Source organism: Streptomyces sp. NPDC044002, from assembly GCF_056434525.1.
On sequence record NZ_JBWKEZ010000001.1, the window covers coordinates 73689 to 97694 of the forward strand.

Annotated in this window: 19 protein-coding genes and 1 riboswitch; of the genes, 15 read left to right on the forward strand and 4 right to left on the reverse strand. The window is 73.2% G+C overall.

Annotation, left to right across the window (positions count from 1 at the left end; all coding sequences use genetic code 11):
* Positions 1 to 115: 115 nt before the first annotated feature.
* Positions 116 to 1342: a citrate synthase gene (locus AC07A6_RS00295; RefSeq protein WP_478775421.1), complete on the reverse strand. Its 1227-nt coding sequence runs from the start codon at positions 1340 to 1342 to the stop codon at positions 116 to 118.
* 70 nt (positions 1343 to 1412) lie between these two features.
* On the opposite strand from AC07A6_RS00295, the gene AC07A6_RS00300 reads away from it, so the two are divergent.
* Together AC07A6_RS00300 and AC07A6_RS00305 are read left to right on the forward strand one after the other, a co-directional pair.
* Positions 1413 to 2564, forward strand: a complete 1152-nt coding sequence (locus tag AC07A6_RS00300) for a citrate synthase/methylcitrate synthase (RefSeq protein ID WP_478775422.1) — start codon at positions 1413 to 1415, stop codon at positions 2562 to 2564.
* Between the two features lie 14 nt (positions 2565 to 2578).
* Entirely contained in the window at positions 2579 to 3832 is a 1254-nt protein-coding gene (locus tag AC07A6_RS00305; RefSeq protein WP_478775423.1) for a CobW family GTP-binding protein, read from the forward strand.
* On the opposite strand, the gene AC07A6_RS00310 is transcribed toward AC07A6_RS00305, so the two are convergent.
* Entirely contained in the window at positions 3829 to 5985 is a 2157-nt protein-coding gene (locus AC07A6_RS00310; protein WP_478775424.1) for a restriction endonuclease, read from the reverse strand. The genes AC07A6_RS00305 and AC07A6_RS00310 overlap by 4 nt on opposite strands.
* A 118-nt stretch (positions 5986 to 6103) precedes the next feature.
* Positions 6104 to 8560 (reverse strand): DNA gyrase/topoisomerase IV subunit A, encoded by a 2457-nt coding sequence (locus AC07A6_RS00315; RefSeq protein ID WP_478775425.1) that lies wholly within the window; start codon positions 8558 to 8560, stop codon positions 6104 to 6106.
* Between the two features lie 227 nt (positions 8561 to 8787).
* Between AC07A6_RS00315 and AC07A6_RS00320 the strand changes: the two genes are divergently transcribed.
* From AC07A6_RS00320 to AC07A6_RS00335, 4 genes are all read left to right on the forward strand, one after another.
* Positions 8788 to 10140 carry a M16 family metallopeptidase gene (locus AC07A6_RS00320; RefSeq protein WP_362461595.1) on the forward strand — a complete coding sequence of 451 codons (1353 nt, stop codon included), beginning with the start codon at positions 8788 to 8790 and terminating at the stop codon, positions 10138 to 10140.
* A 20-nt stretch (positions 10141 to 10160) separates the two neighbouring features.
* A complete protein-coding gene (locus AC07A6_RS00325) occupies positions 10161 to 11528 on the forward strand; it encodes a M16 family metallopeptidase (RefSeq protein ID WP_362461659.1) in 1368 nt (455 codons plus the stop codon).
* Between the two features lie 217 nt (positions 11529 to 11745).
* Positions 11746 to 11903, forward strand: a riboswitch (cyclic di-AMP (ydaO/yuaA leader).
* A 12-nt stretch (positions 11904 to 11915) separates the two neighbouring features.
* Positions 11916 to 12719, forward strand: coding sequence for a M23 family metallopeptidase (locus tag AC07A6_RS00330; RefSeq protein ID WP_362461598.1), 804 nt, complete (start codon positions 11916 to 11918; stop codon positions 12717 to 12719).
* Between the two features lie 180 nt (positions 12720 to 12899).
* Positions 12900 to 13565, forward strand: a complete 666-nt coding sequence (locus AC07A6_RS00335) for a GntR family transcriptional regulator (protein ID WP_478775426.1) — start codon at positions 12900 to 12902, stop codon at positions 13563 to 13565.
* 202 nt (positions 13566 to 13767) lie between these two features.
* Here AC07A6_RS00335 and AC07A6_RS00340 read toward each other — a convergent pair whose 3' ends face one another.
* On the reverse strand, positions 13768 to 14049 hold the full coding sequence (locus AC07A6_RS00340) for an HPr family phosphocarrier protein (RefSeq protein WP_007267025.1): 282 nt from the start codon (positions 14047 to 14049) through the stop codon (positions 13768 to 13770).
* Positions 14050 to 14259: 210 nt separating this feature from the next.
* On the opposite strand from AC07A6_RS00340, the gene AC07A6_RS00345 reads away from it, so the two are divergent.
* From AC07A6_RS00345 to AC07A6_RS00385, 9 genes are all read left to right on the forward strand, one after another.
* Positions 14260 to 17046: a bifunctional acetate--CoA ligase family protein/GNAT family N-acetyltransferase gene (locus AC07A6_RS00345; RefSeq protein WP_386272425.1), complete on the forward strand. Its 2787-nt coding sequence runs from the start codon at positions 14260 to 14262 to the stop codon at positions 17044 to 17046.
* 47 nt (positions 17047 to 17093) lie between these two features.
* Positions 17094 to 17690: a DUF5998 family protein gene (locus tag AC07A6_RS00350; protein WP_185911182.1), complete on the forward strand. Its 597-nt coding sequence runs from the start codon at positions 17094 to 17096 to the stop codon at positions 17688 to 17690.
* Complete coding sequence (locus AC07A6_RS00355; RefSeq protein ID WP_478775427.1) at positions 17690 to 18895, forward strand: alkaline phosphatase family protein; 1206 nt, start codon at positions 17690 to 17692, stop codon at positions 18893 to 18895. Before AC07A6_RS00350 ends, AC07A6_RS00355 begins: the two co-directional genes overlap by 1 nt.
* Before the next feature lie 56 nt (positions 18896 to 18951).
* Entirely contained in the window at positions 18952 to 19602 is a 651-nt protein-coding gene (locus tag AC07A6_RS00360; protein ID WP_478775428.1) for a thymidine kinase, read from the forward strand.
* A 245-nt stretch (positions 19603 to 19847) separates the two neighbouring features.
* Entirely contained in the window at positions 19848 to 20777 is a 930-nt protein-coding gene (locus AC07A6_RS00365; protein WP_478775429.1) for an LLM class flavin-dependent oxidoreductase, read from the forward strand.
* Complete coding sequence (locus tag AC07A6_RS00370; protein ID WP_478775430.1) at positions 20774 to 21472, forward strand: hypothetical protein; 699 nt, start codon at positions 20774 to 20776, stop codon at positions 21470 to 21472. The genes AC07A6_RS00365 and AC07A6_RS00370 overlap by 4 nt, the downstream gene beginning before the upstream one ends.
* Positions 21459 to 22319, forward strand: coding sequence for a hypothetical protein (locus tag AC07A6_RS00375; protein WP_478775431.1), 861 nt, complete (start codon positions 21459 to 21461; stop codon positions 22317 to 22319). Before AC07A6_RS00370 ends, AC07A6_RS00375 begins: the two co-directional genes overlap by 14 nt.
* Entirely contained in the window at positions 22316 to 23194 is an 879-nt protein-coding gene (locus tag AC07A6_RS00380; RefSeq protein ID WP_386272418.1) for an ATP-grasp domain-containing protein, read from the forward strand. The genes AC07A6_RS00375 and AC07A6_RS00380 overlap by 4 nt, the downstream gene beginning before the upstream one ends.
* Entirely contained in the window at positions 23191 to 23901 is a 711-nt protein-coding gene (locus tag AC07A6_RS00385; protein ID WP_386272416.1) for a hypothetical protein, read from the forward strand. The genes AC07A6_RS00380 and AC07A6_RS00385 overlap by 4 nt, the downstream gene beginning before the upstream one ends.
* Positions 23902 to 24006: the final 105 nt, after the last annotated feature.

The window sequence follows — 24006 nt, forward strand, 5'->3', positions numbered from 1 at the left end:
TTTCCTCCGTCTATGAGAAGCCCCACCCGGAGGGGTCCACCCGGGCCGTCGCCGGGCGGGCGGTGCCGTTCCGGGCGGGGGTGCCGGTCGGGGGTGCCGGTCGGGGAGGGCCCCGTCAGGGCAGCGGGCGGGGCGGGCGGGCGCCGGTGTAGTGGCCGCTGGGGCGCATGCGCAGGGGGCGCTCCTGGTACTCCTCCAGCGCGTGCGCGATCCAGCCCGCCGTCCGGGCGACGGCGAAGACGGTCTCGCCGGCCTCGGCGGTCATCCCGCAGGACACCGTCAGCACGGCCAGCGCCAGGTCCACGTTGGGGTGCAGCCCGTGCCGGGCCGTCACCGCCGCCACGTCCCGTGCCGCGCCGAGCGCCGGGGCGGCCCCCGGGAGCCCCTCCAAGTGGTCGAACAGGGCCCGCGCCCTCGGGTCCTCGCCCCGGTACAGCCGGTGGCCGAGCCCGGGCACCCGGCGCCCCGCGCGCAGGTGCTCCGCCACCACGGGCGCGGCGCCGCCCCGCTCCAGCACCTCCGCCAGCATCCGGTGCGCGAGCCGTCCGGCCGCCCCGTGCAGGGGGCCCTCCAGCGCGCCGAGCCCGGCCGAGACGACCGCGTACGGATGGGCCCGCGCCGAGGCGGCCACCCGTACCGCGAGGGTGGAGGCGGCCAGGTCGTGGTCGACCAGCAGGGCGAGGGCCAGGTCCAGGGCGTCGACGGCCACCGGGTCGGGCTCGTGTCCGGTCAGCCGGGGCCACAGCGCCCGGGCGAGCCGCCCGTCGCCCACGGGCGCCGGGGCCGCTTCCGCCCCGGGCAGGGCGCCGACCAGCGTCGGTATCAGGCAGCGCGCGGAGCCGAGTACCGCGTCCTCGGACAGGTCGAAGCGCAGCGGGTCCACCACCGCGGCGGCGGCGACCGCGACCCGGAGCCGGTCGAGGGGCCCGCTGTGCTCGGGCAGCGCGGCCACCGCCCGCCGGGCGGCGGCGAGCGCCTCCGGGGGAGCGGTGAACCGGACCCCGCGCGGCAGGCTCCCCGTCCAGAGCCACTCGGCGACCTCCTCGTAGGGGTACCGCGCGGCCAGCTCGACGGCGTCGACACCGCGGAAGTAGTACCGGTCGTCCTCGATGAGGGTGAGCGAGGTGCGCACGGAGAGCTCCCCGGCGGGCGCGGCGGCCTCCCGCCTGCTGCGCCTGGCCAGGGCCTCCACCTCCCGCACGTCGAAGGTGCTGCCCCGCCCGACCGCGTCGCGGCGGCTGCCGAGCTGGCCTCGGCTCACGTACGCGTACACCGTCGAGGGCTTCACCCCGAGGAGCTGCGCGGCCTCCCGGGTGGTGAGCCGCCTCTCGTCTTCGCTCATGATGCATAGGCTACATATATTGATTCAATCAATATTGACATCGATCCAATCAAGGATGGATGGTCAATCCATGAACACCACCGTCGAAGTACCCCGCGGTCTCGCGGGAGTCGTGGTCACCGAAACCCAGCTCGGTGACGTCCGGGGCCGCGAGGGCTTCTACCACTACCGCCAGTACTCGGCCGTCGAGCTCGCCGGGAGCCGCACGTTCGAGGACGTGTGGCACCTGATGTTCCGCGGCACGCTCCCCGCGGACGCCGCCGCCCGGTCCGCCTTCGCCGCCGAGACCGCCCCGCTGCGGCACCTGCCCACCCAGGTCCGCGACGCCCTCCCCGCCCTCGCCGGCGCCACCGCCCTCTCCGGCCCCCTCGCCGGACTGCGCACCGCGCTCTCGCTGCTCGGCGCCTGCTCCGGATTCCGCCCGGTCTACGACCTCGACCCCGAGCGTCGGGCCGCCGACGCGCTCGCCGCCTGCGCCGCCGTACCGACCCTGCTCACCGCCCTGCACCGGCTCGGGCAGGGCCTGGACCCGGTCGAGCCGCGCGACGACCTGCCGTACGCCGCCAACTACCTGTGGATGCTCACCGGCGAGGAGCCCGACCCCGTCAAGGCCCGCGCCGTCGAGCGGTACCTGATCTCCACCGTCGACCACGGCTTCAACGCCTCCACCTTCACCGCCCGCGTCATCGCCTCCACCGGAGCCGACGTCGCCGCCTGCCTCACCGGGGCGATCGGCGCGCTCTCCGGCCCGCTGCACGGAGGGGCGCCCAGCCGGGCCCTGGACACCCTGGACGCCATCGGCACGGTGGAGCGCATCGGGCCGTGGATCCGGGAGCGGGTCCTGGCAGGGGACCGGATCATGGGCTTCGGGCACCCCGTCTACCGCACCGAGGACCCGCGCTCGCGGATGCTGCGCGACATCGCCCGGCAGTTCGGCGGGCCGCTCGTGGACTTCGCCGTCGAGGTCGAACGGCAGGTGGAGGAGATCCTCGCCGAGCTGAAGCCGGGCCGGGAGCTGCACACCAACGTGGAGTTCTACGCGGGCGTGGTCATGGAGCTGTGCGGGCTGCCGCGCGAGATGTTCACCCCCACCTTCTGCGCGGCCCGGGTGGTGGGCTGGAGCGCGAACGTCCTGGAACAGGCCGCCGACTCGAAGATCATCCGCCCGGCCGCGCGCTACACCGGCCCCACCCCGCCGCAGCCGGTGCCCGCCGCGGGCTGACTACGATCGTCCGGGTGAACAGCGTCCAGCCCATTCCCGTCGTGGTCCTCGCCGGATTCCTCGGCTCCGGCAAGACCACGCTCCTCAACCACCTGCTCGGCAACCGGGGCGGCACCCGGATCGGGGTCGTCGTCAACGACTTCGGCTCGATCGAGATCGACGCGATGTCGGTGGCCGGACAGGTCGGCGACTCGATGGTCTCCCTCGGCGGGGGCTGCCTGTGCTGCGCCGTCGACGGCAGCGAGCTGGACGCGTACCTGGACAAGCTCGCCGCCCCCGTCCACCGGATCGACGTGATCGTCATCGAGGCCAGCGGGCTCGCCGAGCCCCAGGAGATGGTCCGGATGCTGGTCGCCAACGAGAACCCGGCGATCCGCTACGGCGGCCTGGTGCAGGTCGTCGACGCGGCGGAGTTCGACCGGACGCGGGCCGCGCACCCGGAGACCGACCGCCACCTGTCCGTCGCCGACCTGGTGGTGCTCAACAAGACCGACCGGGTGGACCCCGCCGAACGCGCGCGCATCGAGGGGGAGATCGCCTCGCTCTGCGCCCCGGGAACGCCGCTGGTCGGCGCCGACCACGGGCGGATCGACCCGGAACTGCTCTTCGACCGCCGCCCCTGGACCGAGACGCGGGGGCAGCTGTCCTTCGAGGACCTGATCGCGGAGGCCGCCGATGCCGCCGATGCCGCCGAGGCCGCCGACGACGCCGGAGGCGACGGCCGCGACGCACACGCGGACCACGCCCACGCCCGGTACGAGAGCGTCGGGTTCACCTCCGACCAGGCCCTGTCCCCGCGCCGCTTCATCGACTTCCTCGACCGGCGCCCGGCCGGCCTCTACCGGATCAAGGGGTTCGTCTGGTTCGGCGTGCCCGGCCACCGGGAACGGTACGAGGTCCACGCGGTCGGCCGCTTCCTGCGCTTCGCCCCCGGTCCCTGGGGGCGGGGCGAGCGCCGCCGCACGCAGCTCGTCCTGATCGGCTCCGGCACCGACGGGCCGGGCCTGCTGCGCGAGCTGGACGCCTGCCGGGAGGAGTTCCCCGAACAGGTACCGCCCGAGAGCATGTGGGGCGTCCTGCGCTACGTCGCGGCGGCGGACCGCGGGGACGACCCCGCGGCGGAGGCTGCCGCACCGCCGGAGGAGGACCCCGCGCCGGAGGACGACACCGCGCCGGAGGACGACACCGCGCCGGAGGACGACCCCGCGCCGGAGGACGACCCCGCGCCGGAGGACGACCCCGCGCCGGAGGACGGCAGCCCGGCCTAGGCCACGTCGACGCCGAAGTCGCCCAGCAGCGCCTCCAGGCCGCCCCGGTAGCCCTTGCCGCCGATCACGAACTTCCAGTCGCCGTTGGGGCGCCGGCGGAAGGAGCCCAGTACCAGGGCCGTCTCGCCCGCCCGGCCGTCGGAGACCTCCAGCTGGTCGATCTCCGCGCCCGACGCGTCCAGCAGCCGGATCCGGGCGTCGGTGAAGCCCGACAGATCGGCGTCCGGGTTCACCTCGGGGTCCACCGCGGCGACCAGCACCAGACGGTCGGCGTGCCGGGGAAGGTCGTCGAAGCCGACCTCGACGGCCGCCTTGTCCGGGGCGGAGTGCGGACGCGAACGCACCGAACCGTCCGGGGTGCCGGGGTTGTTGAAGAAGACGAAGTGGTCCTCGCTCAGCACCCGGCCGCCCTCGCAGACCAGTGCGCACACGTCCAGCGCGACCCCGCCCGACCAGGTCATCCCCAGCACGTTGCGGTCGGCGGGAACGGGCGGCAGATCGACCAGGGTCGGCGTCCCGTCCGGGCCGCCCGCCAGGCCCGGAGCCGGGCGGGCGGCCGTGCCCGCCGCGGCCGCGGAGGTCCGCTGTGCCGGCACGGGACCGCCGCCCAGCCGCCCCCGCAGCCCGTACCGGTGCAGCAGCTCCACCAGCTCGGCCCCGGGAACCAACTCCAGCGGCTTGCCGTTGGCAAAGGTGTACGACCCGGGCCCGAAGGACGCGGTGGTGACCAGCACCCCCTTGTTCGCCCCCTTGTCCTGGACCGTGCCGTACAGGTCCCGTACCGCCGTCGGCGGCACGGTGTTGCGGTAGCGCTTGACCTGCACCACGATCCGCCCGCCCCGGATCGGCGCCGGGTCCACGGCCTCCACGTCCACGCCGCCGTCACCGGACCGCTGCGTGGTCACCGCCTCCATGCCCATCGCCCGGAAGAGCTCCGCGACCAGGTTCTCGAAGGCGATCGGGTCCATCTGGAAGAGGTCGGGCTCGTCCTCGCCGCCCGCGACGTGCCCGCCGTGGCTGACGACGTCCCCGCCGACCTCGCCCGGCCGGCGGCCCGCCCGGACGGCCGTCAGCTGGTCCGGCCGCGCCGACAACTGCCCCCGCAGCCCCTCGACCAGGCAGTCCACCGCGCTCACCTGCTCCAGCCGCAGCCCGGAGAAGGCGGTGCGCGCGGCCTGCACGGTCGCCAGCACGAGCTGCGCCTCACGGCCCGTCACCGGATCGTGGTCGTCCACGAACCCGTTGACGACCACCGAGTCCAGGGCGCCGAACTCGTCCGCCGCGTACAGCTCGCGCAGCACCAGCAGCAGGCACTGGGCGAGCAGGTCCCGGTACAGCGCCCGGCGCTGCGTGGCGGGCCGCGCCGTCTCCCTGTCCTGGTCCGTGCTCGGCATGTACCGCACGGCCTTCACCTCGGGCACCACCTCGTACCCGGGCAGCTCCCAGTCCAGTACGAGCTGGCGCGCCGCGGGGTCGTACGACGCCGACACCTGCCGGGGCAGCTCCCCGGGCCAGACCGTGGAGGCGTACAGGGCCGCGGAGAAGTACTCCACGACCGCGTCGGGCTCCCCGGCGCGCAGGGAGCCGGCCAGATCCGTGAGGCCGCTGTTGTGCCGGCGGATGGCGGCCAGCTGCTCCGCCGCCCACTGGTCGTACTGCTGCCGGTACGCCGCCAGCTGCCGCAGGCGCTCCTGCTCGGCCGCGGTCGCGGCCTGCCAGGCCCGGGTGTACCGGTCGTGGGCCTCCCGCTCCGCCCGGCCGCGCGAGCCGAGGGCCCAGCCGCCACCGCCGTGCTGGTGGAACTGGGCCAGCTGCGGCATGGGCACCGGCTGCCCGAGGCCGCCGGGGTCGAAGGGCTGGACCTGCTCGGACCGCACCAGGGAAGTCATCCGGAATGCGGGCGCCCGGCAGCCCGAGGCCAGCAGCCCCTGCAAGGCCGCCACCTCCGCGTCGAGCTGCTCCGTGAGGCGCCGCGCCGCGGCCTCGCGGTGCTGCTTGTACGCGGCCTGCTGCTCGCGCCGGTCCCGGGCGGCCTCGCGCTCGTACGCCCGCTCCCGGCGCTCCGCCTCGCGCATCTGGATCACCTGCGTCTGCTGCTGCTGTCGCTGGGCCTCCGCCCAGACGCCGATCATCCCGCTGGACCGACGACTCATCAGCTCTGCTCCCCCCACCCGCGTGTACCGGGAAAACAGTAGTGGGCGGGCGGGGCGGGTGGCCCGGGGAACGCATCCGTCCACCCGGTCCACCCGCCCCGCCCGCCCCCGTTCGCGGCTACAGCGCGGCGCCCGCCAGCGACTCCACGGCGGCCGGCAGCGCGGCGCCCGAGCCGTCGCGGCGCGGGTCCGGGGCCGGCAGCGCGGCCGGGGAGCCGTTCCCCGCGGCGGCGCGGACCGGGGCGTTGCCCGCCCAGGCCAGCGTCAGCACGTCCTCGCCCTTCAGGAACCGCTGGCAGCGCACGCCGCCCGTCGCCCGGCCCTTGCGCGGGTACTGGTCGAACGGGGTCAGCTTGCCGGAGCGCACCGAGTCGTCCAGCGTGCCGTGGGAACCCGCCACCGTGAACACCAGGGCGTCCCGGGCCGGGTCCACCGCCGAGAAGTGGATCACCTTGGCGTTCTCGGCGAGCTTGATGCCCGCCATGCCGCCCGCCGGGCGGCCCTGGGGGCGCACCTGGCCGGCCGGGTAGCGCAGCAGCTGGGCGTCGTCGGTGATGAAGACCAGGTCCTCCTCGCCCGTCCGCAGCTCGACCGCGCCGACGATCCGGTCGCCCTCCTTGAGGGTGATGACCTCCAGCTCGTCCTTGTTCGCGGGGTAGTCGGGCACGACCCGCTTGACCACGCCCTGCTCGGTGCCCAGGGCCAGGCCCTGCGAGGACTCGTCCAGGGAGATCAGGCAGACCACCGTCTCGTCGGCCTCCAGCCCGGAGAGGAACTCAGAGACCGGGGCGCCGCCCGCCAGGTTCGGCGCGGCGGCCGTGTCCGGCAGCTGCGGCAGGTCGATCACCGCGAGCCGCAGCAGACGGCCGTACGAGGTGACGGCACCGACGTCGGCCCGGGCGGTCGCCGCGACCTGCGAGACGATCACGTCGTGCTTGGCGCGGGCGCCGCCCTCCTCGACGGGGAGCGGGTCGGCGTTCGCGGTACGGGCCAGCAGGCCCGTGGAGGACAGCAGCACCCGGCACGGGTCGTCGGCGACCTCCAGCGGGACGGCCGCCACCGAGGTGCCCGCCGACTCCAGCAGCACGGTGCGCCGCTCGGTGCCGAACTTCTTCGCCACCGCCGCCAGTTCCGCGGAGACCAGCTTGCGCAGCGCCGAGTCCGACTCCAGGATCCCGGTCAGCTCGTCGATCTCGCCGGTCAGCCGGTCGCGCTCGGACTCCAGCTCGATCCGGTCGAAGCGGGTGAGGCGGCGCAGCGGGGTGTCCAGGATGTACTGGGTCTGGACCTCGCTCAGCGAGAAGCGCTCCATCAGGCGCTCCTTGGCCTGCGCGGAGTTGTCGCTGTCGCGGATGATCCGGATGACCTCGTCGATGTCGAGCAGGGCCACGAGCAGGCCCTCGACCAGGTGCAGCCGGTCGCGGCGCTTGCCCCGGCGGAACTCGCTGCGCCGGCGCACGACCTCGAAGCGGTGGTCGAGGTAGACCTCCAGCAGCTCCTTGAGGCCCAGCGTCAGCGGCTGCCCGTCGACCAGCGCGACGTTGTTGATGCCGAAGGACTCCTCCATCGGCGTCAGCTTGTACAGCTGCTCCAGCACGGCCTCCGGGTGGAAGCCGTTCTTGATCTCGATGACCAGGCGCAGGCCGTGCGAGCGGTCCGTGAGGTCCTTGACGTCGGCGATGCCCTGGAGCTTCTTCGAGCCGACCAGGTCCTTGATCTTCGCGACGACCTTCTCGGGACCCACCGTGAAGGGCAGTTCGGTGACGACCAGGCCCTTGCGGCGCGCGGTCACGTCCTCCACGGAGACCGTCGCGCGGATCTTGAAGGTGCCGCGGCCGTTCTCGTAGGCGTCCTTGATCCCGGACAGGCCCACGATCCGCCCGCCGGTCGGCAGGTCCGGACCCGGCACGAAGCGCATCAGCGCCTCCAGGTCCGCCTCCGGGTACCGGATCAGGTGGCGGGCGGCCGCGATGACCTCGCCCAGGTTGTGCGGGGGCATGTTGGTGGCCATGCCGACGGCGATGCCGGAGGCGCCGTTGACGAGGAGGTTGGGGTAGGCCGCCGGCAGGGCGACGGGCTCGCGCTCCTGGCCGTCGTAGTTGGCCGTGAAGTCGACGGTGTCCTCGTCGATCGACTCCGTCATCAGCGACGTGGCGTCGGCCATCTTGCACTCGGTGTAGCGCATCGCGGCCGGCGGGTCGTCGTTGCCGAGCGAACCGAAGTTGCCGTGGCCGTCGACCAGCGGGAGCCGCATCGAGAAGGGCTGGGCCATGCGCACGAGGGCGTCGTAGATCGACTGGTCGCCGTGCGGGTGCAGCTTGCCCATGACCTCGCCGACGACGCGGGCGCACTTGACGTACCCCCGGTCGGGCCGCAGGCCCATCTCGTTCATCTGGTAGACGATGCGCCGGTGCACCGGCTTCAGGCCGTCGCGGGCGTCGGGCAGGGCGCGGGAGTAGATCACCGAGTACGCGTACTCGAGGAAGGAGCCCTGCATTTCGTCGACGACGTCGATGTCGAGGATCTTCTCCTCGAAATCCTCCGGCGGCGGGGTCTTCGTGCTGCGGCGGGCCATCGCTGCGCGGCTCCTTAACCAAGGTTCGGGGTGTACTGGGGGGATCTGGCGTGTTTGACGCGGACCATTGTGGCCCGAGGCACCGACAACGCGGACTCCGACCCCGGGGGTCCCCCGTACGGAGTCGGGGGCGGTGACCCGGGAACTTATCCGGCCGTCGGTGCGCTTGCATACAGTGGCAGGTCTGACAGAAATCTCTGCATCGCGATCGAAGGGACCACATGCCCATGGGTCACACGGCCACAGCTCAGGCCGGCTCCGGCGGCCTGACAGCGACCGAGCACCGGCTGGCCAACGGCCTGCGCGTGGTGCTGTCCGAGGACCACCTCACTCCGGTCGCCGCCGTCTGCCTCTGGTACGACGTCGGCTCGCGCCACGAAGTCAAGGGGCGGACCGGTCTGGCTCACCTCTTCGAGCACCTGATGTTCCAGGGTTCCGCGAGCGTACCGGGCAACGGGCACTTCGAGCTCGTCCAGGGCGCCGGCGGCTCGCTGAACGGCACCACCAGCTTCGAGCGCACCAACTATTTCGAGACGATGCCGGCCCACCAGCTGGAGCTCGCCCTGTGGCTGGAGGCGGACCGCATGGGCTCGCTGCTGGCCGCCCTGGACGACGAGTCCATGGAGAACCAGCGCGACGTCGTCAAGAACGAGCGCCGCCAGCGGTACGACAACGTCCCCTACGGCACCGCGTTCGAGAAGCTCACCGCCCTCGCCTACCCGGAGGGCCACCCGTACCACCACACCCCGATCGGCTCGATGGCCGACCTGGACGCCGCGTCCCTGGAGGACGCGCGCAACTTCTTCCGCACGTACTACGCGCCCAACAACGCCGTCCTGTCGGTCGTGGGCGACATCGACCCGGAGCGCACCCTCGCCTGGATCGAGAAGTACTTCGGCACCATCCCGGCGCACGACGGCAAGCAGCCGCCGCGCGACGGCTCGCTCCCGGAGGTCATGGGCGGGCAGCTGCGCGAGGAGATCGTCGAGGAGGTCCCGGCGCGTGCGCTGATGGCCGCCTACCGCCTGCCGCACGACGGCACCCGCGAGTGCGACGCCGCCGACGTGGCGCTGACCGTGCTGGGCGGCGGCGAGTCCTCCCGCCTGCACAACCGCCTGGTACGCCGTGACCAGACGGCCGTGGCCGCCGGGTTCGGCATGCTGCGCCTGGCCGGCGCGCCCTCGCTGGGCTGGCTGGACGTCAAGACCTCCAGCGGTGTCGAGGTGCCGGCCATCGAGGCGGCCGTCGACGAGGAGCTCGCGCGGTTCGCCGCCGAGGGCCCGACGGCCGAGGAGATGGAGCGCGCCCAGGCGCAGCTGGAGCGCGAGTGGCTGGACCGGCTCGGCACGGTGGCCGGCCGCGCCGACGAACTGTGCCGCTTCGCGGTGCTGTTCGGCGACCCCCAGCTCGCCCTGACCGCCGTCCAGCGGGTGCTGGACGTCACCGCCGAGGAGGTGCAGGCCGTGGCCGCGGCCAGGCTGCGCCCCGACAACCGCGCGGTGCTGGTCTACGAGCCGCTGGCCGGCGCCGAGGCCCACGAGACCGAGCAGCACGACGAGAACGAGGGGGCGGAGCAGTGAGCGACACCGCAGCCGTCACGATGACCTTCCACCCGCGGCCGCAGGCCGGCGAGGCGAAGCCGTGGGCCTTCCCGGCCCCGGAGCGCTCCACGCTCTCCAACGGCCTGACCCTGCTGCGCTGCCACCGCCCCGGCCAGCAGGTGGTGGCGGTCGAGGTCAACCTCGCGGCCCCGCTGGACGCCGAGCCCGAGGGCCTCGACGGGGTGGCCACCATCATGGCCCGCGCCCTGTCGGAGGGCACCGACAAGCACTCCGCCGAGGAGTTCGCCGCCGAGCTGGAGCGCTGCGGCGCCACCCTCGACGCCCACGCCGACCACCCCGGCCTGCGGGTCTCCCTGGAGGTCCCGGCCTCCCGGCTGCCGAAGGCGCTCGCCCTGCTCGCGGAGGCCCTGAGCGCGCCCGCCTTCGCCGACGGCGAGGTCGACCGCCTGGTGCGCAACCGGCTCGACGAGATCCCGCACGAGCTGGCCAGCCCGCAGCGCCGCGCCGCCAAGGAGCTCTCCAAGGAGCTGTTCCCGGCCGCGCTGCGCATGTCCCGCCCGCGCCAGGGCACCGAGGAGACGGTCGCGCGGATCGACTCCGGGGCCGTACGCGCCTTCTACGAGGCCCACGTACGCCCCTCCACCGCCACCGCGGTGGTCGTCGGCGACCTGACCGGCATCGACCTGGACGCCCTGCTGGCGGACACCCTGGGCGCCTGGACCGGCGACACCGCCCCGGCCCGCCCCGTGCAGCCGGTGACGGCCGACGACACGGGCCGCGTGGTCATCGTGGACCGGCCCGGCGCCGTCCAGACGCAGCTGCTGATCGGCCGGATCGGCCCGGACCGGCACGACATCGTCTGGGCCCCGCAGGTGCTCGGCACCTACTGCCTCGGCGGCACCCTCACCTCCCGCCTGGACAAGGTGCTGCGCGAGGAGAAGGGCTACACCTACGGCGTGCGCGCCTTCGGGCAGGTGCTGCGTTCGACCGCCGACGGCAAGGGCGCCTCGATGCTCGCCATCAGCGGTTCGGTGGACACCCCCAACACGGGTCCGGCGCTGGAGGACCTGTGGAAGGTGCTGCGGACCCTCGCGGAGGGCGGACTGACCGACGCGGAGCGGGACGTGGCGGTGCAGAACCTGGTGGGCGTGGCCCCGCTGAAGTTCGAGACGGCCGCCTCCGTCGCCGGCACGCTGGCCGACCAGGTCGAGCAGGAGCTGCCGGACGACTACCAGGCGCGGCTGTACGCGCGGCTGGCCGAAACCGGTACGGCGGAGGCCACTTCGGCCGTGGTGAACGCCTTCCCGGTGGACCGTCTGGTCACCATCCTGGTGGGCGACGCCGCGCAGATCGAGGAGCCCGTCCTGGCCCTCGGGATCGGTGAGGTCACCGTCGTCTCCAACTGAGCGGCGCGAGACCCGGGACGGGCCGGGATCCGGCCCGTCACCAGGGGGCTCCGGTGGAACATCCACCGGAGCCCCCTTTGTCCGTTTGATGGCGTGGTTGCAGGTATGCGGTGTGGCGTACGCAACAAAAGCGCTCGTCTGTTTGGCGATTGACTGATGATCCGCCTAGCGTCGGCCGTGCTGTTCGTCAGTTTGTACCCGCCGCACCCGCGGCACCGGACAGCGATCGCCGAGTCCCCGTCAGGCGCGAGCCTGGGGAGCCGGGGACCCACATGTCCCTGGGGTGAATCGGACCCCCTCGTCAGAGGAGGCCCGTAGGAGACCTTCCTGCTCCGAACCCGTCAGCTAACCCGGTAGGCGAGAGGGAAGGAAAGGATCACCCCCTTCATGGCGTTTGGCAGTCGTGCCGCCGGTTCTGGTAAGCACCGTGGTTCCAGCCGTCTGAGCCGCAAGACCGCCGGCTTCGCCGGCGTCGCCGCCCTCGCCACCACGGGCGTGGTCGGCACCCTGGCCGCTCCGGCCTTCGCGGCGGACAACAGCAGCTCCCCGTCCATGGAGGAGACCGGTCAGAACGCGATCGTCGTCGCCGACGGTCTGCAGGACGACATCGAGGTCCAGGCCGCCACCCAGCAGAGCGCCGCCGAGGCCGTCGCCGCGCAGGCGCAGGCCGAGGCCGAGGCGAAGACGCGCGCCGCCGAGGCGAAGCGCACCGCCGAGGCCAAGGAGAAGGCCGAGCGCGAGGCCGCCGAGAAGGCCGCCCAGGAAGAGGCCCGCAAGCGCCTCAACACCTTCGTCTCCCCCATCGAGGGCTCGTACGTCAGCACCTCGTACGGCGCGGGCGGCGGCATGTGGTCCTCCGGCAGCCACACGGGCATCGACTTCCACGCCGATTCCGGCACCTCCGTCCACGCCGTGGGCGCGGGTACCGTCGTCGAGGCCGGCTGGGGCGGCGCCTACGGCAACAACGTCGTGATCCGTCACAACGACGGCACCTACACCCAGTACGGCCACCTGGACTCGCTGAGCGTCTCCGCCGGCCAGACGGTCACCCCGGGCCAGCAGATCGGCCTGTCGGGCTCCACCGGCAACTCCAGCGGTCCGCACCTGCACTTCGAGGCCCGCACCGGCGCCACGTACGGCACGGACATCAACCCGCTGGCCTACCTGCGCAGCCACGGCGTGGGCATCTGACCCGCAGGTACGCAGCACGCTTCACCGAAGAAGGCCCCGGCTCACAGAGCCGGGGCCTTCTTCGTATTTCCAGCCCTGTTTCCAGCCCTGTTTCCGGCCCCGCTCGGAATTCACCGCGTTGTGCAATAGAGTCGCAGCACGGCCACGATAAACCGAACCGAAACCAGCGGAGGTCCGGCCTTGCGTATTCCGGCGCACGCGGTGTGCACAGCGATTCGCGACGACATCGTCTCCGGTTTCTTCGGGCCGGGCGGCCGGCTGACCGAGGAGGTGCTCGCCCGCCGCTACGGGGTCTCGCGCGTCCCGGTCCGCGAGGCGCTGCGGACCCTGGAGTCCGAGGGCTTCGTCATCACCCGGCGGCACGCGGGCGCCTGCGTGGCCGAGCCGACCGCGCAGGAGGCCGCCGACCTGCTGGAGCTGCGGATGATGCTGGAGCCGCTCGCCGCCTCCCGGGCCGCCCGCCGGCGCACCGACGGCCACCTCAAGGTGTTGCGCGGACTGGTCAGGCTCGGCCGGGAGCGGGCCGGCCGGGCCCAGGGGGAGGACCTGCGCTCGCTGGGGAGCTGGTTCCACGAGACGCTGGCCCAGGCCTCGGTGAGCCCGGGGCTGATCGCCCTGCTGACCCAGACCCGGCACAAGATCGCCTGGATGTACGTGGTGGAGGCACCCGCGCAGCCCGCGGAGTGCTGGGCCGAGCACGCCGCGATCGTGGACGCCGTCGCACGCGGCGACGCGGAGCGGGCCAGGGCCCTGACCGCGCTGCACGCGCAGCGGTCGGCCGGGGCGCACCGGCCGCGGGTGAGGAATCCGCAACCTGCCGTAAACACGGCGAGCTCTCCGAATTAACAATTCCCGTATACAACGGAGGGATATCCCGGCCGGCCCGGACGGATCGGATGGCGGCGGAATTCCCGCCCGCTTTTATCCTGCTGTGGCCCGGCCGCGTCCCGTCGCGCAGAATTCGCGGATTCCCCGAACGCGAAAACGCGGAAGCCGCAGCCCCCGGGGTGGTGGGGACTGCGGCTTCCGGTCTACCGGACCCGAAGGGTCAGACGGTCTCGGGGAGCTCCTCGAGACCCTCGGCGACCAGCTTCGCGAGGCGGTCGAGCGCGGCGTCCGCGCCCTCGGCGTCGGAGGCCAGGACGATCTCCTCGCCGCCCTGGGCGCCCAGGCCCAGGACCGCCAGCATCGACGCGGCGTTGACGGGGTCGCCGCCGGCCTTCGCGATGGTCACCGGGACTCCGGAGGCGGTGGTCGCCCGGACGAAGATCGAGGCGGGACGAGCGTGCAGGCCCTCGGCCCAGCCGACGTTGACGCGGCGCTCTGCCATGGTGATGCCCTTCAGGTTCTACGGGTTGTCTAGACCAGTCTCTCACGCCGTCCGGAATGCTCGGACCGACCTTCGGCCCGTGTCCACCGCCGTTCGACCCTCCCCAGCTTGCACTGGTTCGCCCCGGTGCGCCGCATTCGCCGCGCGCTCGCCGAACGGGCCGCCCACCGCACCCGCACACCCGGCCGGACCGCCCCTTAAGGTGGCCCCATGACCACCGCGTCGGACCCCTCGTACCCGGCCCACTGGGAAGCGGACGTCGTGCTGCGCGACGGCGGCACCGCCCGGATCCGCCCCATCACCACCGAGGACGCGGGCCGCCTGGTCAGCTTCTACGAACAGGTCTCGGACGAGTCGAAGTACTACCGCTTCTTCGCGCCCTACCCCCGCCTCTCGGACCGCGACGTCCGCCGCTTCACGCACCACGACTACGTCGACCGGGTCGGCCTCGCCGCGACCATCGGCGGGGAGTTCATCGGCACGGTCCGCTTCGACCGCATCGGCCCCGACGGGCGGCCCGCCTCCGCCCCCGCCGACGAGGCCGAGGTCGCCTTCCTCGTCCAGGACGCCCACCAGGGCCGCGGGGTCGCCTCCGCCCTCCTGGAGCACATCGGCGCGGTGGCCCGGGAACGCGGGATCCGCCGGTTCGCGGCCGAGGTGCTGCCCGCCAACACCAAGATGATCAAGGTGTTCACGGACGTCGGCTACCAGCAGAAGCGCAGCTTCGAGGACGGCTCCGTCCACCTCACCCTCGACCTCGAACCCACCGCCGAGTCCCTCGCCGTCCAGCGCGCCCGCGAACAGCGCGCCGAGGCCCGCTCCGTGCAGCGCCTCCTCGCCCCCGGCTCCGTCGCCGTGATCGGCGCCAGCCGCTCCGGCTCCGGCGTGGGCGCCACCGCCCTGCGCAACCTGCGCGACGGAGGCTTCCGCGGCCACCTCTACGCCGTCAACGAGTCCCGCGCCCCCGGCATGGAGGGCGACCTCCTCGAAGGCGTACGGGCCTACCGCGCCCTCGCCGACATCGGCGCCCCCGTCGACCTCGCCGTGATCGCCGTCCCCGCCGGCCGGGTCCCCGACGCCGTGGCCGCCTGCGGCGAGCACGGGGTGCAGGGGCTCGTGGTGCTGTCCGCCGGATACGGCGAGAGCGGCCCGGCCGGACTCGCCCGCCAGCGCGAACTGGTGCGGCAGGTCCGCTCGTACGGGATGCGGCTCATCGGACCCAACGCCTTCGGGGTGATCAACACCGCCCCCGAGGTGGAGCTGAACGCCTGCCTCGCCCCGGCCCCCGCCTCCGCGCGCGGCCCGATCGGCCTGTTCACCCAGTCCGGGGCCATCGGCATCGCCCTGCTGTCCGCCCTGCTGCGGCGCGGCGAGGGACTGTCGTCCTTCGTCTCGGCCGGCAACCGGGCCGACGTCTCCGGCAACGACATCCTCCAGTACTGGTACGAGGACGAGGCCACCGACGTCGCCCTCATGTACCTGGAAACCCTCGGCAACCCGCGCAAGTTCACCCGCCTCGCCCGCCGCACCGCCGCCGTCAAGCCCGTCGTCGTCGCCCTCGGCGGGCGCCACACCCCCGCCGGACACGTCGTCCCCGGCACCCGGCTCCCCGAGGCCACCGTCTCCGAGCTGCTCCGCCAGGCCGGCGTCATCCGCGTCGACACCGTCACCGAGCTGGTCGACGTCGGCCTGCTGCTGGCCGGGCAGCCGCTGCCGGCCGGGCCCCGGGTGGCGATCCTCGGAAACTCCGAGTCCCTCGGCGTCCTCACCTACGACGCCTGCCTGACCGAAGGGCTGCGCCCGCTGCCCCCGCTCGACCTGACGACCGCCGCCGGCCCCGCCGACTTCCGCACCGCCCTGCGCACGGCGCTCGCCTCCGAGGACTGCGACGCCGTCGTCGTCACCGCCATCCCCTCCGTGAGCGACCGCCGGCTCGCCGACGACCTCGCGCAGGCGCTGCGGGAGGCCGTCGCCGAGGTCCCGGGCAAGCCCGTCGCCGTGGTCCACGTGGAACTCGGCGACCTCGTCGAAGCCCTGGCCGCCGCGGCCGGCGACACGCCCCCCGCCTCGCCCCCGCCGCCCGCCGAGGCGCCCGCCGACGATGGCGCGCACGGCATCGAGGGCGCCGGCCGGATCCCCGCCTACCCGGCCGCCGAGCGCGCCGTGAAGGCCGTCGCCGAAGCCGTGCGGTACGCCCGCTGGCGCCGGGACAACGCCGAGACCGGACAGGTCCCCGAGTACGAGGACATCGACGAGGCGGGCGCCGCCGCCCGGCTCGCCACCCTGCTGACGGGCGTCGAGGAGGGCACCGCGCTGACCCTGGACGAGGCCGACGCCCGCGGGCTGCTGGCCCGCTACGGGATCCGGGTGCTGCCCACCCTCCCCGCCCCCGGCCCCGACGCCGCCGTGCGCGCGGCCCGGGTCCTGGGCTACCCGGTCGCCCTCAAGACCACCGCCCCCCACCTGCGCCACCGCGCCGACCTGGGCGGCGTACGCCTCGACCTCACCAACGAGGCCGAGCTCAGACGCTCGTACGAGGAGCTCACCGAGGCCCTCGGAAAGCCGGCCGAGCTGCAGCCCGTGGTGCAGTCGATGGCCCCGCGCGGAGTCGACACCGTCGTGCGCGCCACCGTCGACCCCGCCGCCGGGGCCGTCCTCTCCTTCGGCCTCGCCGGCGTCCCCTCCGAGCTGCTCGGCGACACCGCCCACGGCCTCGTCCCCGCCACCGACCGGGACACCGCCGCCCTGATCCGCTCCATCCGCGCCGCCCCGCTGCTCTTCGGCTGGCGCGGCAGCGACCCCGTCGACACCCCTGCCCTGGAGGAGCTGCTGCTGCGGCTGTCCCGCCTGCTGGACGACCACCCGGAAGTGACCGGGATCTCCCTGGAGCCGGTCGTCGTGGCCACCGAGGGCCTGTCCGTGCTCAGCGCCACCGTCCGCGTGGCGCACCCGCCCGCCCGGACCGACCTCGGCCCGCGCACACTGCCGAGCTACTGAGCGCACGGCAGGCAGGGGGAGCCCGTACGGGCCTTAGGATGGACCTCATGGCGAAATCCGGTACGACGACCCAGGGGCTGCGCGCGGCCATCGAGCGCAGCGGCTACTACCCGGCCCTCGTGGCCGAGGCGGTGGAGGCCGCGGTGGGCGGCGAGCCGATCTCGTCGTACCTGGTCCACCAGGAGACCACCTTCGACTCCAACGAGGTGCGCCGGCACGTCACCGTGCTGGTCCTGACCGGCAACCGGTTCATCGTCAGCCACACCGACGAGCAGGCCGCCGACGCCGGGTCGCCGTCCCCGTACGCGACCACCTCCACCGAGTCGGTCAAGCTCTCCAGCATCTCCTCCGTGGTGCTCAGCCGCGTCGTGGCCAACCCGGAGTCGTACACGCCCGGCCAGCTGCCCCGCGAGGTCGTCCTGACCATCGGCTGGGGCGCGGTCTCGCGCATCGACCTGGAGCCCGCCGCCTGCGGCGACCAGAACTGCGACGCCGACCACGGCTACACCGGCAACTCCACCGCCGACGACCTCAGCCTGCGCGTCAGCGAGGCCGGCGACGGCCCCGAGACGGTCCGCCAGGCGCTGCTCTTCGCGCAGGCCCTCAGCGAGGCGACGGCGGCAACCTCCGGTCCCGCCCGCTGATGTCCTACTCCGTACCGTCGAACTGGCAGGACGAGCCGGAACTGCTCGACCTCGCGGGCGCCCCGGTCCCGCAGTACGGCTCCGGCTCCCTCGCCGACCTGCTGCCGACCCTCGCGGCCGGCCAGGGCGTACCCGGCCTGGCCGCCGGGATCACCGAGCTGGCGCCGGCCGACCGGAACTGCGTGTTCCTGGTCGACGGCATGGGCTGGGAGCAGATCAAGGCCCACCCGGACGAGGCCCCGTTCCTCACCTCCCTCCTCGCGAGCTCGCGCGGCGGCACCGGCCTGCCGATCACCTCCGGCTTCCCGGCGACCACCGCCACCTCCCTCGCCTCCGTCGGCACCGGCCTGCCCCCCGCCCGGCACGGCCTGCCCGGCTACGCAGTGCGCAACCCGGCCTCCGGCGAGCTGATGAACCAGCTCCGCTGGCACCCGTGGACCCCGCCGAAGCCCTGGCAGCCGTACCCGACGGTGTTCCAGCTCGCCGACGCGGCCGGGGTGCACACCGCGCAGGTGTCCGCGCCGAACTTCCAGAGCACCCCGCTTACCAAGATCGCGCTCAGCGGCGGCACCTTCCACGGCCGGATGACCGGCGAGGAGCGGATGGACCTCGCGGCGATCCAGCTCGCGGCCGGCGAACGCTCGCTGGTGTACACGTACTTCAGCGAACTCGACGGCGCCGGACACCGGCACGGCGTGGACTCCGACGCCTGGCGCGGCCAGCTCATGTACGTCGACCGGCTCGTGCAGCGCCTCGCGGAGCAGCTCCCGCCGCGCACCGCCCTGTACGTCACCTCCGACCACGGCATGGTCGACGTGCCCTTCGACGAGGACTCCCGGATCGACTTCGACGAGGACTGGGAGCTGGGCGCGGGCGTGGCCCTGCTGGGCGGCGAAGGCCGGGCCCGGCACGTCTACGCGGTGCCGGGCGCCGAGGCCGACGTGCTGACCGTGTGGCGCGAGGTGCTCGGCGACCGCTTCTGGGTCGCGAGCCGCGAAGAGGCCCTGGAACTGGGCTGGTTCGGGGCGCCGGGGGAGTGCGACGAGCGGGTCCTCGGACGGATCGGCGACGTGATCGCCGCCGCCCAGGCCGACGTCGCGATCACCGCCTCCCGCAACGAGCCCAACGAGTCGGCGCTCACCGGGATGCACGGCTCCATGACCGCGGCCGAGCAGCTGGTCCCGCTGCTCGAGATCCGCACCTGACCGCCCCGCTCCTCCCCGCCACCCTCCACCCCGACCTGAAAGGTCCCGTACTTCCCATGCCCGAGCTGGTGTTCTTCTCCGGAACGATGGACTGCGGAAAGAGCACGCTGGCTCTGCAGATCGAGCACAACCGTTCGGCGCGCGGGCTCCAGGGGATGATCTTCACGCGCCAGGACCGGGCGGGCGAGGGCAAGCTCTCCTCCCGCCTCGGCCTGGTCACGGACGCGGTCGAGGTGGCCGACTGCATGGACCTGTACGGGCACCTGGTCGCGGCGCTGTCGAAGGGCATGCGGGCCGACTACGTGATCGTGGACGAGGCCCAGTTCCTGACACCGGACCAGATCGACCAGCTGGCCCGGATCGTCGACGACCTGGGCCTGGACGTGTTCGCCTTCGGCATCACGACGGACTTCCGTACGAAGCTCTTCCCCGGCTCGCAGCGCCTGATCGAGCTGGCGGACAGGGTCGAGACCCTCCAGGTCGAGGCCATGTGCTGGTGCGGCGCCCGGGCCACCCACAACGCCCGCACCGTCGGCGGCCAGATGGTCGTCGAGGGTGAGCAGGTCGTGGTGGGGGACGTGGGCGTGGCCGCGGAGGTCGTCGGGTACGAGGTGCTGTGCCGGCGCCATCACCGCCGGCGGATGACGAGTGCCGCGTCACACGCGGGTTCGCTGTCGCCGGACGTGCTGCCGGTCGCTTCCAGCTGATTCCCGGTCGCAGGACCTGCTCCCGGAGGCGGTGACCCGGGCGGACCGCGGCCCGTGCGCTCAGCCGGCGTCCTCCGGGAGCGCGGCCAGGGCCTCCGCGGCGACGAGCGCCCGGGCGGCAGCCTCGCGACCGCCCCGCGAGCCGCGCCATATCGCTCAACAGCACTGTGGTCAACGGATTGTGACGATCCCTCACTCGGTGTACTTTCGGTGGAGCTGCGGACACGAGCCGTCCGGGGGGAACGATGAAGATCGGCCTTGTTCTGCCTCTCTCCGAGTACCCGTGGGGTCAGCCCTCGTACGAGGAGATCAGATCGCTCGCCCTGCAGGCCGAGGACTCGGGGTTCGACTCGCTGTGGGTCTTCGACCATCTGCTGTTCCGCGGCGAGGACGGGACGAGCGAGGGCATCTGGGAGTCCTGGACCGTGCTGGCGGCGCTCGCCGAGGCGACCGAGCGGGTCGAACTCGGCTCGCTCGTGACGTGCACGGCGTTCCGTAATCCGGCCGTACTGGCCAAGATGGCCGTCACCCTCGACGAGGTCAGCGGGGGCCGTCTCATCCTCGGCCTGGGCAGCGGCTGGCACCTGCCGGAGTTCGAAGCATTCGGTGTCCCGTTCGACCACCGGGTGGACCGCTTCGAGGAGGCGCTGCAGCTGATCGTTCCACTGCTGCGGACGGGCCGCGCCGATTTCACCGGCCGCCACTACTGGTTGCGCGACGGCGAGTTGCGTCCCCGGGGGCCTCGGCCCGGCGGCCCGCCCGTTCTGGTGGGTGCGCACCGGCCGCGGACGATGGCGCTGGCGGCGCGGTACGCGGACCTGTGGAACTCCTGCTGGTTCGGCTCTCCGGCCGGTGCCGTGGAGGTCCTCTCCACGGTGCGGGAGAGCTGTCTGAAGGAAGGGCGCGATCCGGGGACGCTGGGCATCACGCTCGGCGTCAACGTGAGCGTCGAGGGGGAGGACGGCCGCGGTGCGGAGGTCCCGCCGGGCGCCGACGTCCTGACCGGATCACCGCAGGACGTGGCCCGGGGCCTGTGCCGGTACGAGGCACTGGGCGTCTCCCACCTCGTCCTCAACCTCAACCCGCATCACGGGGAAGCCCAGAGCCGTCTCGGCGCCGCGCTGCGGCGGTACCGGGCCGGGGCCGGGCCGACCGCAGAAGAGGTGGACCAATGACGTGGACCGTCGACGAATCACGGGTGCGGCCCTTCCTGTCGGCTGCCGAACGGCGCGATGTCACCGGGATGCTCACGGGGGCACCCCAACGGGGCCGTACCTTCTCCGATCCCGCGGAGACGGAGGCGGAGGCGGACGCGGCCGCCGCCGCGGCTCCGCACGAGGCGCGCAAGAGGTGGAAGGACGGCAAGGAGCACAAGGACCTCAAGGACGGCAAGGACACCAAGGAGACCAAGGACTACAAGGACTACAAGGACACGAAGGACGCCAAGGACACCAAGGACTACAAGGACACCAAGGACACGAAGGACGGCAAGGACGGCAAGGAGACGAAGGACTACAAGGACTACAAGGACTCGAAGGACACCAAGGACACCAAGGACGGAAAGGAGGGGAAGGAGACCAAGGACTTCAAGGACGGCAAGGACAGCAAGGACGGCAAGGACGGCTTCGACGGGGCCATGGCGCCGTCCGGGACGGCCGCCTTCGTGCGGCCTCCGGCCGGTTCCCCCCGCGCGGACCCCGGATCCGACCGTGCCCGCGGCCCCGGACCGGGCGACCGTCCGGACGCCTCCGGCATGTCGCAGGCGGCCCCGGCTCCGGCGGAACCCCTCACGGAAGAGCAGGAGACCGCGGCGGAGCTGCGGTCCTCGCGGATCAACCGGCTGCTGAGGAGGCGCGGTGTCGTCATCTGAGGTGCCCCACGCCGGCTTCTCCGGGCTGGTCGTCGTCGCCGACCCCGAGGACCCCGTGGCGACCGAGGTGCGCGACTACGTGGTGGAGAGCGGGCACGAGGCCGTGGTCCTCGACGTGTTCGACGCCGCGCAGACGTTCACCGTCACCGTCGGCGACGGCGCCGCTCCCGTCGTCGAGCCCGCGCTGCCGATGATGCTGCGACTGCCCGCCCCGCCCCTCCTCCGGATCAGTTTCGACGCCGAGTTCCAGCTGAACGAGTGCCTCGCCCACCTGTGGGCCGTCGCCGCGCTGACCGCGGCACCCGTGATCAACCGTCCGGCACCGGGCGGCCTGGGCACCAGTGTCTCCGCGTCCGCAGCCCTCACCGAACTGCGGGCCGGGCTGCCCGCAGGCTCGGTGGAGGTGTTCTCCTCCGGGCCCCCCGAGCCCCCCGAGCCCGACGGCTCCGCGGAGGGCGCGGGGGAAGCCGGGGCGGGGGAGGGCGCCCAGTGGTGGGTGCAGGACCTGGCCTCGTGGACGACACGGCCCTGGCCGGAGCGGTCGCCGGGATCCGGCCCCTACCGTGCGAGGTGGTCGGACCCCGATCCCCTCTTCGAGAACGTGGTGGTCTTCGGCGACCACGCATGGCCCTGCAGCTCCGTCGAACTCGGCGGGCTCCGTCTGGAGGAGCGCAGCACCGGGATCGTCGCGCGGCTCGGCCTCGAACTGGCCTCCGTGGTCTGGCGGATATCCCCGGACCTGCAGCGGGCGCATCCGGTCGTGGTCGAGCCGTTCCCCGACGTGGAGCAGCTGCGCATGGTCTGGCTCGGGTTCGGCCCCCGACTCCTGAAGGTGCTCTTCCCATGATCTACACCATCGGACTCGCCTCCGAGAGCACGATCGCGCACTTCACCACCGAGGCCGGGGCCCGCGGCGTCCACGTCGAGACCGTCGACCTCCGGGAGGTGGCGCGGCGGGGCGACTGGCGGCTGGCCATCGGCGGGGACCGCCGGGCGCTCCTCGGCGACCACACCCTCGACCCCATGGGGTCGTACTACTGCCGGATCAACGACCTGTCGGCCCTGCAGGAGGACCGGGAGCAGGCGCTGCGCTGGCGCTGGCTCACCACGGCCCTCACGGCCTGGCTGGACCACATCCCGGGCCTGGTCGTCAACCGTCCCTCCATCCGCTCCGACAACGGGTCCAAGCCACTCCACGAATGGTCACTGACCCGTGCCGGTTTCAGGGTGCCCGCCAGCATCACGAGCTCCTCGCCGGAGCGGCTGCGGGCCTTCGCGGAGGCCGGGCCGACCCTGGTCAAGGCCGTGTCCGGGGTACGGGCCACCAGCCGGCTCATCCGCCCCGGTGAGCTGGCCGGCTTCGACCCCCGGCAGGGACCGGTGCACCTGCAGCGCTACGTCGAGGGCCGGGACGTCCGCGCCCACGTCGTCCACGACCGGGTGCACGCCGAGGAGATCGTCTCCGGTGCGGTGGACTACCGGACGGACCCCGACGCGCTGTTCACCCCGTGCGAGCTGCCCGGGCCGGTCGCCGCGCAGGTGGTCCGCCACACCGCGGACCTGGGCATGACCTTCGCGGGCTGGGACTTCAAGGTCGCCGAGGACGGCACCCACTGGTGCCTGGAGGTCAATCCGATGCCGGCGTACGACTGGTACGACCGGCGGCTCGGCGGTGACATCACCGCATCGCTTCTCGCACTGCTGAGGGGGAGGCCCTCGTGATCGACCGGCTGACCGTGCTCACCGGAGCCGACAGCGCCGCGCTGCGCGACGCCGTGCACGGCCTGCGCGAGCACTGGATACCGCGCGGCCCGGAACCCGCCGCCTTCTTCACCCTGGGCACGCCCAGCTACCTCGACCTCGCCGAGAACCCGGAGTCCGGCGCGTACCAGCAGCGGGCCGACGACTCCAGGCCGCTCCTGTGGAAGTCCTTCGGACTGCTGTACGAGCGGCTCGCGGACCTCCTCGCACGCCACCTCGGTGCCCCCGTCGACTATCCCGGGCACCTCGCCCTGCCCGGTTTCCACGTGTGGCTGTCCGCCGCCGTGTTCACCAAGCCCAAGGCGCCCGTGCACTTCGACATGCAGTACCGGGCCTTCACCTGGCCCCCCGGGACCGACCTGACCCGTCTGCTGTCCTTCACCCTGCCCATCAGACTGCCCGCGGCCGGCGGCGGCCTGAACATCTGGGACGCGACCTACGAGGATTTCCGCCGGGCCTCGGAGAAGGGCTGGATCGAGGGCGCCTCCGACCTCAAACGCTTCCACACCCAGCAGTACGTCCCGTACACGCCCGGCCAGATGGTGATCCACTCCGGCCACACCCTGCACCAGGTCGCCCCCAGCACGCGCGTCGAACCCGACGACGAGCGGCTCACCCTCCAGGGACACGGGGTGTGGTGCGACGGACGCTGGCTCCTGTACTGGTGACCGGGGCCTGGTCCCCCGGGCGGGCCCCCGGCCGGCAGCGGGCATCCGGATGAGCCGATCTCGCCGAGTCACGGGCGGGACGAACCCGGATGATCTACCGTTGGC